The 12,004-nt window shown below is 33.7% G+C and carries 13 protein-coding genes; 9 read left to right on the top strand and 4 right to left on the bottom strand.

Features of this window, described 5'->3' with window-relative positions:
• Positions 1–15 precede the first annotated feature (15 nt).
• Positions 16–444 (bottom strand): acyl-CoA thioesterase, encoded by a 429-nt coding sequence (locus tag ACIQ0D_RS08040; protein ID WP_395804479.1) that lies wholly within the window; start codon positions 442–444, stop codon positions 16–18.
• A gap of 119 nt (positions 445–563) precedes the next feature.
• Between ACIQ0D_RS08040 and ACIQ0D_RS08045 the strand changes: the two genes are divergently transcribed.
• Positions 564–1,013 (top strand): Hsp20/alpha crystallin family protein, encoded by a 450-nt coding sequence (locus ACIQ0D_RS08045; RefSeq protein WP_395804481.1) that lies wholly within the window; start codon positions 564–566, stop codon positions 1,011–1,013.
• 100 nt (positions 1,014–1,113) lie between these two features.
• Positions 1,114–2,424 carry a nicotinamide mononucleotide adenylyltransferase gene (locus ACIQ0D_RS08050; protein WP_395804483.1) on the top strand — a complete coding sequence of 437 codons (1,311 nt, stop codon included), beginning with the start codon at positions 1,114–1,116 and terminating at the stop codon, positions 2,422–2,424.
• A 46-nt stretch (positions 2,425–2,470) separates the two neighbouring features.
• On the opposite strand, the gene ACIQ0D_RS08055 is transcribed toward ACIQ0D_RS08050, so the two are convergent.
• Positions 2,471–2,962 carry a YajQ family cyclic di-GMP-binding protein gene (locus ACIQ0D_RS08055; RefSeq protein ID WP_291399491.1) on the bottom strand — a complete coding sequence of 164 codons (492 nt, stop codon included), beginning with the start codon at positions 2,960–2,962 and terminating at the stop codon, positions 2,471–2,473.
• Positions 2,963–3,034: 72 nt separating this feature from the next.
• Between ACIQ0D_RS08055 and ACIQ0D_RS08060 the strand changes: the two genes are divergently transcribed.
• The 3 genes from ACIQ0D_RS08060 to ACIQ0D_RS08070 all read left to right on the top strand — a co-directional run bounded on the left by ACIQ0D_RS08060 (position 3,035) and on the right by ACIQ0D_RS08070 (position 6,646).
• The gene (locus ACIQ0D_RS08060) at positions 3,035–3,583 is read left to right on the top strand and encodes a hypothetical protein (RefSeq protein WP_395804485.1); all 549 of its coding nucleotides are present in this window, start codon (positions 3,035–3,037) and stop codon (positions 3,581–3,583) included.
• 119 nt (positions 3,584–3,702) lie between these two features.
• Complete coding sequence (ppk1, locus tag ACIQ0D_RS08065; protein ID WP_395804487.1) at positions 3,703–5,757, top strand: polyphosphate kinase 1; 2,055 nt, start codon at positions 3,703–3,705, stop codon at positions 5,755–5,757.
• Between the two features lie 4 nt (positions 5,758–5,761).
• Positions 5,762–6,646 (top strand): exopolyphosphatase, encoded by an 885-nt coding sequence (locus ACIQ0D_RS08070; RefSeq protein WP_395804489.1) that lies wholly within the window; start codon positions 5,762–5,764, stop codon positions 6,644–6,646.
• 7 nt (positions 6,647–6,653) lie between these two features.
• Here the strand turns inward: ACIQ0D_RS08070 and ACIQ0D_RS08075 are convergent, their stop codons facing one another.
• Both ACIQ0D_RS08075 and ACIQ0D_RS08080 read right to left on the bottom strand, forming a co-directional pair.
• The gene (locus tag ACIQ0D_RS08075) at positions 6,654–7,283 is read right to left on the bottom strand and encodes a phosphatase PAP2-related protein (RefSeq protein ID WP_395804491.1); all 630 of its coding nucleotides are present in this window, start codon (positions 7,281–7,283) and stop codon (positions 6,654–6,656) included.
• A 99-nt stretch (positions 7,284–7,382) separates the two neighbouring features.
• Positions 7,383–8,669 (bottom strand): murein hydrolase activator EnvC family protein, encoded by a 1,287-nt coding sequence (locus ACIQ0D_RS08080; protein WP_395804493.1) that lies wholly within the window; start codon positions 8,667–8,669, stop codon positions 7,383–7,385.
• Positions 8,670–8,809: 140 nt separating this feature from the next.
• Here ACIQ0D_RS08080 and ACIQ0D_RS08085 point away from each other — a divergent pair, with 140 nt between their 5' ends.
• The 4 genes from ACIQ0D_RS08085 to ACIQ0D_RS08100 all read left to right on the top strand — a co-directional run.
• Positions 8,810–9,988, top strand: coding sequence for an MFS transporter (locus ACIQ0D_RS08085; RefSeq protein WP_395804495.1), 1,179 nt, complete (start codon positions 8,810–8,812; stop codon positions 9,986–9,988).
• A complete protein-coding gene (locus ACIQ0D_RS08090; protein ID WP_395804497.1) occupies positions 9,989–10,198 on the top strand; it encodes a DUF3820 family protein in 210 nt (69 codons plus the stop codon). It abuts the gene before it with no gap.
• A 69-nt stretch (positions 10,199–10,267) separates the two neighbouring features.
• The gene (locus ACIQ0D_RS08095; RefSeq protein ID WP_395804499.1) at positions 10,268–11,641 is read left to right on the top strand and encodes an exonuclease domain-containing protein; all 1,374 of its coding nucleotides are present in this window, start codon (positions 10,268–10,270) and stop codon (positions 11,639–11,641) included.
• A gap of 153 nt (positions 11,642–11,794) precedes the next feature.
• Positions 11,795–12,004, top strand: a 210-nt coding sequence (locus ACIQ0D_RS08100) for a hypothetical protein (protein ID WP_395804501.1), incomplete at its 3' end; no start/stop codon positions are given.

Below are 12,004 nucleotides of genomic sequence, written 5' to 3' on the forward strand. Positions count from 1 at the left end.
TCATAAACTTCTATATTAGTTTTCTATCATTTTATTCCTTTGTTTTTCAGGTATTGGAACTGATAGCTTGCTTTTATAATCGAAAGTAACACACATCGTCTGGCCGCTTGTGCAGATTTCTTCTTTCCCATCGATAATTTTTACTAGAATATAATCAAGGTCGAAGCTTGAATTACCGATCCTAGAGGTTTTTACATAGGCGTAAATTTCATCATTGAGGTGAATTGGCTTCAAATAATCAACCAAAGATCGCCTAATTATAATTCCTAACTCATCCCACTTCCATTCAATTACATCATCCCAATAAGATGATCGTGCCATTTCAAAATACGTGAGGTAAATGGCATTATTTACATGGCCAAATACATCAATATCAGCAAATCGTATCGGTATTTTAACCCTGTATTTAAAGTCTTCAATTGTAAAATGCTGTCTATTTGTCATATAATATTAAATTTAACTGTCAAATTGTCGTTTAAAAAAAGAATATTTTTACTTAAAAATCAATTGGTATTGCTATTGATTATGATTTTCTAAAATTAATAAACAAAGGAGGATAAATTATGACACTCGTAAAATTTACACCAGGAAACAATAGTAAAGTATTTAAGACATCTTACAATGATCTTTTTGAATCATTTTTCAATACAGATCAATTTTTATCCAAAAGTATCATTAACCGTACGCCAGCCGTAAATATACTTGAAAATGAAGATGAATTTTTAATTGAAATTGCTGCTCCAGGCCTAAATAAGGAAAGCTTTAAGATAAACTTAGAAGAGGATAAACTAAGTGTTTCGGCGGTAGAAACGGAGTCTGCTAGTGATGAGAATACCAATAAAAAGTATAATAGACGCGAATTTAATTATGCTGTATTTTCAAGGGATTTTAACTTACCTGAGACTGCTGATTCGAATAAAATTCATGCAGAGTACAAGGACGGTATTTTAAATATCCGAATTTCGAAGAAGGAAGAATTGAAAATTCAAGCTAGAGCTATTTCTATTCAGTAAAAAATAAATTTTAATAATTATTTTGAAGGCAAGCAGTAAAATGCTTGCCTTTTCTTATTCAAAATTATAGCATCAAGTACAAAAATCGTAATTTTGCACTATGCCTAGAGAAATTTTAGAGAATAAGAGGAAAGCACTCAAGATAAATTTGGATGAATCTATTTACGGAACCTTTGCCGAAATAGGTGCTGGTCAGGAGGTTGCACGTAATTTTTTTACGGCTGGTGCAGCATCCGGAACAATTGCTAAAACGATGTCGGCTTACGACATGGTGTTCAGTAATTCTATTTATGGTGCTGAAGAATCGGGCAGATATGTTTCTGAGTCAAGGCTCGATAAAATGATTCAACATGAGTTTGAATTATTATCTGAGCGTTTAACAGGTCCTAAATATGAGGGTAAAACCTTTTTCGCTTTCGCTGATACTGTAACAACTCTAAATTTTAATAAAACTAATGACCCGCACGGTTGGTTAGGAATTCGTTTTCAGCTTAGTCCAGGTGGTGAACCTAATGATATCGTTTTTCATGTCCGTTTATTGGATAGCGACTCAAGTCTGCAACAAAATGTACTCGGAATTTTAGGTGTAAACCTAGTTTATGCCGCCTATTTTTACCACGACAATATTCAGCACATGATTGAGTCGCTCGTTGATAATTTAACAGTAGGCTCAGTAGAAATAGATTTAATTAGCTTAAGCGGACCGGAATTTAAAAATGCGAATGATCGTTTGGTGAATCTTTATTTAATTGCAAAAGGTTTTTCTGGTGCTGCAATTTTTGATCAATCAGGGCAAGCTCGCCAATCAAAAGATGTTCTTTATAAAAAGGATGTGATGATTTTGCGTACCAAATTCGGTCAAAAATCTAAACCCAATTTTGATCTTTTTAATAAAGCTGTAGAACAATTTAAGCGCACTCAAAACGTCGACGATAAGAATATTATCGTTATGATTGAGGTTCTTATGAATAATTTCCTCGATGATCAGTCTGAGTTAGGGAATGATGAGCTGGAGAAATTCGCAAAACGTGCAGAAGAGCTTTGTGCAACAGGAAATTATGTAATTGTTTCCGATTTTACACGAAATCACAAATTGGCTCAGTATCTATCACGCTGTAATCCGCATAGTGTAGGTATCTCGACTAACATTGCCAACCTAAAGAATATTTTTAATTCTAAAAACTATAGTGAAAACTATACGGATGAGCTTTTAGCATACATTAGCGATCTGTTTAGCAAGAATGTAAAGCTTTATGCCTATCCGTACTTAGATAAAGAAAACAATCAAATCATCACTACCCGTAATATGCCTGTTTCAAACGAGGCAAAGCATTTATTTGAATTTTTGATTCAAAATTCGTATATTATGGATATAGATGAGTACGATACCAAATTTGTAAAGACTATTTAATAATTAAATTATTCTTCATTATTTGGCGTATTAAGGTATTTTGACCTTAATTTCTCATATTTATATACTGTAATGGCTGTCCGAAATCTTCAGTTCTGCATAGTGAAATAACAGCTTGTAAATCATCAATTTTTTTGCCCTGAACTCTCAGTTGATCATCCATTATTGAGGCTTGAACCTTTAAACCACTATCTTTAATTTTTTTAACGATTTTCTTTGCCACTTCCTTATCAATACCTTCTTTAATTTTTATTTCTTTACGAAGCATATTTCCTGAAGCATATTGTTCTTTACCTAAATCCATGCTCGAAGGGTCGAGGTTATGCTTTACCATGCGTGAAATAATAGCATCCTGAATAGCTTTTAGACGCATGTCATTTTCGGTAATGATGGTTATTTCATTCGATTTTTTATCGAGTTCAACGCTACTTTTTGAATCGTTAAAATCATAACGGTTTAGAATTTCCTTTTTTGCAGTATTGATTGCATTGTCTAGCGTTTGTCCATCAATCTTGCTTACTATATCAAATGTTGGCATAATTATGTGTTTTAAACAATTTTTTCAATATATTTAAATGATTACAAAGATACAATCATTAATAGAAAGATTATGAAAGCTAACAAATCAAAATTATCCGAAAAGGCTGAGAAAAAATCAGCTCAAAAATTAGTTAAGAAAGAACTAGAAGTTTCAATCACACATAAATTTTTAGATGCCTTAAAAGGTTTGGGTTATGATGCTGAAAAATTTTCAAAGGAAGTAAAGAAGTCTAGCAAGGAATTGGCAAAAAAGATTGCTAAAAAATATAGTGAAGTAAAGCTTGTAGTAGAAGAAAAATTGGTTAAAAAGCCTGCTACTATAAAAATTAAAAAGATTAAAAGTCCTATAGTAGCTAAATCAAAAACTACTTTAACACCTCCTAAAAATGCTCCTGTAGTTAAGACTAAAGTAGTTAGGGAAAAGAAAACTGCCCTTGTTAAAAGTGATGCCGAATCATCCGCAAAAGTAAATAAAACAGCTCCTAAGCGAGTTGCTAATACCGCTAGTCCCGTAAAGACTAAGGCAAGTCCCGCAAGTAAAGTTGCAACTAATAAGCCATCTCAAAAAGCAAAGAAAACCGCTCCAGTAAGTCCGAAAGTGTCAAAATTGAAGGAATAAGTCCAAAATTATTTAATTGCTCCGAGCAATAGATTTAATGCTGACTTAATGGTTTCTTAATATTTATTTTTAATTTTTACGGTCCCGTTAACTAAAAATCGGGCTGTTTATTTTATCGCATGCCAAAGAATATTCCGCTTATAAATCGAGAGATTAGCTGGTTGTCGTTCAACGACCGGGTATTGCAAGAGGCGGCCGATAAATCTGTCCCTCTTGTTGAGCGTATTCGTTTTTTAGCAATTTTTTCATCTAACCTAGATGAATTTTATCGCGTAAGAGTAGCTACTTTAAATAGACTTTCAAGTGTCAACACCAAATCGAAAGAATTATTAGGCTTTAATCCAAAGAAGACCTTAAACGAGATTAAAAATATTGTTGTTCAACAAGAGAATAAGTTCAATCATTTATATCGAGATATAATTCTCAAAGAGCTTGAGCAACAGAAAATTTTTATCTTAAATGAACAGCAATTAAACGTTTCGAGAGGGTTGTACGTGCAAAATTATTTCAGAGAAAAGGTGCTTTCCACTCTTGTTCCTGTAATGATTGATAAAAATGAGCCTTTTCCTGAGTTAAAAGATCGTGCTATTTATTTTTTCGTTAGACTAGTTCAGAATAAAAATCTTGAAAAATCGCGTCTAGCTTTAATAGAAATCCCAACAGCTGGTACCAACAGGTTTTTAGAGCTTCCTGAGACTAATAAATTGAAGTTTATTACGCTCATTGATGATGTGATTCGATATTGCCTAGATGAGATATTTTTTATTTTTAAATATGATCAAATAGAATCGTACTCGATACAGTTAACACGCGATGCAGAGCTAAATTTGGATAAACATGTAAGTGAAAAGTTTATTGAAGCATTGACAAAAAGCTTAAATAAGAGGAGTAAGGGCCGCCCAATGCGATTGCTATATGATAAGGACATGCCTTTAGACATGGTTAATTATTTGGTGGATAAATTGGATCTAAATATCGACGGACTCATTCCTGGCAATCGATATCATAATTTTAAGGATTTTATCACCTTTCCAAATGTTGGAGATGCTAGTCTTGAGTATTCACCTTTACCTTCACTTCCAGTAAATGGATTGTCGATCATGAGCAGCATATTTGCACAAATAGCTAAGCGTGATTATCTCGTTAACTTACCTTATCAGTCTTTCGATTATATTATCCATTTTTTAAGAGAAGCGGCAATTGATCCCAAGGTAAAAGAGATTAGTATTACTTTATACCGACTAGCTGAAAATTCGAGAGTTATTCACGCTTTAATTAATGCCGCCAAAAATGGTAAAAATGTTTATTGCTTTTTGGAGTTGAAGGCTAGATTTGATGAGCGAGCTAATATTTATTGGTCTAATAAACTTGAAGAGGGGGGGGTAATTGTTAATTATGGTATCCTCGACTACAAGGTACATTCTAAAATTTGTTTAGTAAAAAGGCAGGAAAGAGGGCATATTAAGTATTACTCAAACCTAGCAACGGGTAATTTCAATGAGAAAACTGCCAAATTATATGGCGATCATAGTCTTTTTACCGCTAATCCTGAAATAAATGCCGAGTTGGTGAAATTATTTGAGGGTTTACGAACCCAAACTTTTTATAAGGGATATACTCATTTGATTGTATCACCACTTGAAAGCAGACAAAAGCTGAATAGTTTAATTAATCAAGAAATTAAAAATGCTAAAGCAGGTAAGACTGCCTATATCATCCTTAAAATGAATAGCTTAACGGATGAAGAGGTTATTGCTAAACTGTATGCGGCTAATAATGCTGGCGTAAATATTAAGCTGATTATCAGAGGTATGTGTTGTCTTGTGCCAGGTGTCAAAGGCTTTAGTGAGCGCATTGAGGTAATTAGTATCATTGATCGATTTTTAGAACATGCTAGAGTTTGGATTTTTGCAAATTCAGGCAAAGAAAAAGTGTACCTTACCTCTGCCGATATTATGGCTCGAAATTTGGATCATAGAGTCGAGGTTGGTTTTCCAATTTTAGATCAAGAGGTTAAGGCAGAAATTCTTAAAATTATCGACATTCAACTAAATGATAATTCAAAGGCTAGAGAAATTAACCAGCAAAATAATAATCGTTATCGTAAGACTAAAAGTAAAGTACCTGTAAGAGCCCAGACAGATATTTATCATTATTTAAAATATAAGAAATAATACATTGAGATACGCCGCTATTGATATAGGATCGAATGCTGTCAGGTTATTAATAGCTGATATTAAGCTGAATGATGCAACTATTAGCTTCAAAAAGAATACGCTTATTCGTGTTCCTTTAAGGCTTGGTGATGATGCATTTCTCGATAAGAAAATTTCAGCTAAGAAGATTGAAGATCTTTTAAAAACGATGGTAGCTTTTCGTAATTTAATTGATGTTTATAAAGTGTCTGATTATATGGCTTGTGCCACTTCTGCCATGCGTGAAGCTACAAATGGTGCAGAAATTGTTACAATGATTAAGAAAGATGCAGGCATTGATTTGGAAATTGTAGAAGGACAAAGAGAGGCCAAAATTATTTATGCTAGTCATATTGAAGAGAGCTTAGACCAGAAGAAAAATTACCTATACATTGATGTTGGTGGTGGTAGTACTGAGCTTTCTGTTTTTAGTAAAGGCGAAATGATTGCTTCACGTTCATTTAACCTTGGCGGAATACGTATTCTAGATAATCAAGATAAGGATGAGACTTGGGCAGAGATGAAAGAATGGGTGAAAAGTCAGGCACAAAATCATAAAAACTTGTCTGGAATCGGTACGGGGGGTAATATTAACAAATTATTTAAAATGTCTGATCAAAAAGATGGCACAGCACTCTCATTCGCGAAATTGAAAGCCCTGTATGATTATCTTAATTCATTTTCTTTGAAGGATAGAATAAATGTCTTGGGTCTCAATCATGATCGAGCCGATGTAATTATTCCTGCATCAGAGATATACCTTAGCGTGATGAAATGGGGCGGTGTGAAACAGATATTTGTCCCGAGAGTGGGTCTGGTCGACGGAATAATTCAACTTCTTATTGAAGAAAAATCGAGAAAAGAATAAAGTTAATTTAGGAATTTACGATTTTTTTTGATCCTATCCAAAGGAAATAGGTAATTACAGGTGCCATAACCACATCTAATGTATAGTGTACATGTTGTAATAACACCGCTATACCAATCATTATTGTAGCTAAAAGAGCTAAAATTTTATCCGTTTTTTTCTTTAAACATAAGAACATCAAAAACATAGCGGCCGTGTGACCAGAGAAAAACAGATCCTTGGTTACGAATTTTGGCCCATAAAAATGATTACTAATTGGATCTTGAATAGGGATCAAATCTGCTGGAGCATTTAGTGGTAAAAGGCCAATTGTGATGAATCTAGATAGATTTATTAGTATAAATCCCCAAAGAAATGTTAGAAAAATACTTGGGTCTTGTCTAAATCTACTAAAGGTTAATAATGCCATCGACCAAATCACCACAAAAATAAATAAGGATAAGTCATATGCTGGTAACCATCCTAATAAATAATCGTTGAAACTTATTCCATTTCTTTTTTCAACAGCTTGATAAAAGAATGGAAGAGAAAGTAGGATGAAAGATATTAGGATTAATCCAACAATCAATTTTTTCCGGTAATCGGAAGATTGTAAATTACTTTTCCAAAGTTCTACTGCTGCTCTTTGATTAGACATTTTTAATTTAAAATTTTTAGAATTTGCAAAAGTACAATTTGAATTTATAAGACAGTTTAAACGGCAAATTTTTTTCTTAAAGTACTTTAATTCGATTTGTTATAAAATCCAACCTGAAGGATTAACTGGAGTTCCACCTTTCCAGATTTGAAATTGCATTTCTGTAATACCTTCTGACTGATCGGTAGCGACTAAGCCAATGGATTGTCTTGCTTGAACTTCTTGTCCTGCAGATACGCTAACATTTTTTAGTTTCGAATAGATTGAAAAATATTCTCCATGTCGAATGATTACCGTGTAAGAATTTACTAAGAAGATTACCTTACTTACTTTTCCTCCATAAACTGCCGAAACTGTAGCTCCGGGTTCTGTTTTGATGGTTATTCCTGGGTTAAATACAGTAACATTATTATATTTCTGTTGACCGAAACCTTGAGTTACAATTCCTTTTGCTGGCTTTTGTAAACGGCCTCTACTTCCTAAAAAAGAGGAAGAGAGTTTTGCATCTGCCGGACTAGAGGCCAAAATTGAGGAACCTTTTGCTTCAATATTGGCCTTCTTTTCACTTTCCTTAACTACCACTGCGGGTTCTTTTGTTTTGTTGGCCTTAGCTTTTGCCTCAGCTGCCAGTCTTTCACGTTCAGCAGCTTTTTTCTGCTCAGCTAAAATTTCTTTGCGAATGGCTGCCTGAATGGCGCTATTTAGCGCGGCAGCTTCCTTTTGTTTCTTTGATAATTGTTGCTGAAGATTTTTATCCTGCTTAGTTAAGGAATTTAGAATCTTTGATTGCTGGACTTTATCTTTACCCAAGGTCTGTTTTTCAGAAATTTGATCCATCAATAAATCGCTTTTCTCTTTTTTGTTTAGGTCTAATACCGTAATCTCTTTCTTTAAAGTAGTTTGCGTGTTCTGGATTTCATTCGCCTTCTTTTTTCTAAACTGCCCCGATTGCTGAATATATTTTAGACGCATGTAGGCCTGGTTAAAATCTTTAGCTGCAAAAAGAAACATTAATTTATGATATGCACCCTTGTTTTTGAAAGCGAAAATGACCATTTTAGCATATTCAGCCTTCAGTCTCTCTAAATTTGACTGCAAGCTTTTAACCTCGGTGGTATTGCTGATAATTTTGGTATCCAGCATTTTAATCTCCGTATTGATGGTACGGATCTTTTCTTCTCTTAGTCTAATTTGGGTATTTAATAAGTTAATCTGATTGAGTGAAAGCTTTTTACTTTTGTCGATTTTGTTTCGACTTCTTTTAAGCTGCTCAATTTCCTTGTTAATAATGTCTTTACGTTTCTTTAAAGCCGAACTACTCTGCCCGAATGCTGAACCTAAAGTTAAAAATAGTACTAAAAAGGTAATTAGTTTAAGCAGGCGCATAAATCGTGATTTCTCGTCGCAAAACTATCAAGATTCCTCGAAATAAAGCCAATATTTTTTATTTAAATGAATTTTATTGCTGATCTGATTATTTCAAAAATTATCCATAAAATTTTGCTTAATTTGCTTCAACCTGATTTATGCCTACTCCTAAACACCCTATTTATAATTTACAATTTGCACTGCTTTGTTTGAGCTCTTTTTTGTTTTCAGCAAGTTTTAATATGCTTATTCCAGAACTGCCCGCTTACCTTAGTAGCATGGGTGGGGCCGAGTATAAGGGCTATATCATCGGACTCTTTACCATCACTGCAGGAATTGCAAGGCCATTTAGTGGAAAATTAACTGATAAAATTGGAAGAGTACCAGTTATGGCTGTAGGATCTTTAGTCTGCGTAATTTGTGGTTTATTATATCCTCTTCTTACTACTGTTGCGGGATTTTTATGGTTGAGATTGTTTCATGGTTTCTCTACAGGCTTCAAGCCTACAGCAACTGCCGCCTATGTTGCTGATATTATACCCGCAAATAGATGGGGAGAGGCTATGGGTATCCACGGACTCTGTTTTAGTACAGGTTTAGCTATTGGTCCCGCTATTGGTAGTGAATTAACAGAGCAGTTTTCAATTAATGCCATGTTTTACTGCTCTTCTTTTATTGCACTTTTATCCATCATAATTCTAATGAATATGAAAGAAACTCTCAAAAAGAAAGAGCCTTTCAATTTTTCTATGTTTAAGTTACATCGTAGTGAATTAATTGAATTAAGGGTATTGCCAGGTGCATTAATTACCTTTCTTTCCTATCTAAGCTATGGTGCAATTTTAACTGTTATTTCTGATTGGGGCAGTCATTTGGGGGTAGCCAATAAGGGACTATTTTTTATGGTTTTTACTGTTTCATCACTATTGATACGCTTTTTATCTGGTAAATTATCAGATCGAATTGGGAGAGTTAAAATCATCAAATCATCTTTGTTTTTATTAGTGATTGCCATGGTTTTAATTGCAAGAGCTAACTCTCCTTTAGCACTTATGTTAGCTTCAGCAGTTTATGGTATTGCCACTGGAATGTTATCGCCGGCAATTACCGCATGGATTGTAGACCTTAGTCACCCTGATTTTAGAGGAAAAGCCATAGCTACCATGTACATTGCTTTAGAAGCAGGAATCGGACTTGGTGCTTTTGTTGCTGGCGCATTGTTTGTGAGTGATGTAGCCATGATTCCCCTTACTTTTTATGTAATTGGTTCATTTACTATGCTTGCATTGCTTTACCTTCAGTTTATTTATAAACCTGCTACAAAAAAGATTGAATAAATGAATCCAGAAATCCTTTTAGAACTGGTCAATATGCGAATGCCATTCGGTAAATATAAAGGTCGTTTTATATGTGATTTGCCTGAATTTTACTTGGTTTGGTATCATTCTAATGGCTTTCCTGCCGGTAAAATAGGTGTTTTACTCGCAACAATGTATGAGATTAAGCTTAATGGATTGGAATACCTTTTAAAGCCATTAAAAAAATAATTTTTTAATTTACGATATAATTACTAATATTATTAGTAATTATAAATACATTTGCGCTAAATCAAAAAAATGTACGCGATAGTTGATATTGAAACAACAGGAAGCCATGCGAGTGCGAATGGGATTACCGAAATCGCAATAGTAATTCATAATGGGAGGGAAATAGTTGATAAATTCCAGACCCTCATTAATCCTAAAATTTCAATACCAATTTATATTCAATCGCTCACAGGGATTAGTAATGAAATGGTTAGCACTGCACCTACTTTTGATCAATATGCAAAAGAGATTTATGAGCTGTTACATGATAAAATTTTTGTAGCACATAATGTCAATTTCGATTTTTCCTTTCTTCACTATCATCTAGCAAAGGCTGGCTATAATTTACACACAAAGAAACTATGTACTGTCAGATTAAGTCGTAAAATTCTCCCTGGATTGCCTTCATATAGCCTTGGTAAACTTTGTTCCTCACTCGGAATTAATATTTTAGCCAGGCATAGAGCAATGGGAGATGCGGAAGCTACTGCAGTGCTGTTTTCCATGTTATTAGAAAATGATCAAGAAGGACATATCAATAATACATTAAATCCTCGTTCTAAGGAGCAATCTCTACCTCCGCATTTACCTAAGGAGGATATGGATAAATTGCCATCTGTTGCTGGAATTTATTATTTCCACAACAATAAATCAAAAGTAATTTATGTTGGGAAGGCAAAAAATATTAAAAAGAGAGTCTCAAGTCATTTTGCAAATAATAAACCAGGCAAACAAAAACAAGAGTTTTTGAGGGATGTTCATCATATTAGTTTTCAAGAATGTGGTACAGAATTAATGGCTTTTATTTTGGAGGCTGTTGAAATTAAGCGCCTTTGGCCGGCTTATAATCGTTCTTTGAAAAGGTTTGAGCATACCTATGGTTTATATTTATTTGAAGATCAAAATGGATATTTACGCATGGCAGTTGATAAACGGAATAAGTTCTCTAAACCCTTTTATACCTTTAATCGGGTGCTCGAAGGACATTCCATGATTAAAAATTTAATAGGGGAGTTTAATCTCTGTCCCAAATTATGCTTTGTTCAAAAGAATGCTGAACCCTGTATTTCTATCAATGAGCAAATATGTAAACAAGCATGCCAGCAAATTGAAAGTCCAGAATGCTATAATCAACGTGTACTTGATGCCATAAATAATCTTAAAGCAAGTTTACCGGGCTTTTTACTTGTTGATGATGGTCGTAATCTAGCTGAGAAAAGTTGTATTTTAGTAGAAAATGGTCATTTTTATGGAATGGGCTATGTTTCAGCAAATGAAATTGATCAAGATATATCAAATCTTAAAAAGAATTTAACTCCTTATCCATCAAACGATTATATACGGAATCTGATTTTTAATCATTCCATACAATTCCCATTTAAAACTAGAGCAATTTTGGATTAGTATTAGATATATTCCTGATTTCAAGACAGTTTTTATTATTAAACCCCGAATTTTTCGCCAAAAGGCTGTTTTTTTTAATGGCTCAATAATTGTTTATCCCTAGGTGAATGTGCCCACATTCGTATTTATTATTCATTTAACCTTAAAATCATCATGAAAAAGAAACAGTATTTAATCGCCACCGCATTAATTTTCGTTTTGTCGTTCTCAAGTGTAATTGCAAAGGAGAAAAATAACAAACCCGTGCTGACTGAGACTCAAAAGGCTCGTATTGAGGTAATTACAAAGAGGATCGAAGAAATTAAAAATATTGATAGATCCCAATTAAATTCGAAGGAACGAAAAAACCTACGCAACGAATTA

Origin of the sequence: Daejeonella sp. (assembly GCF_044342615.1) — a bacterium.
Classification (GTDB): Bacteria; Bacteroidota; Bacteroidia; order Sphingobacteriales; family Sphingobacteriaceae; genus Daejeonella.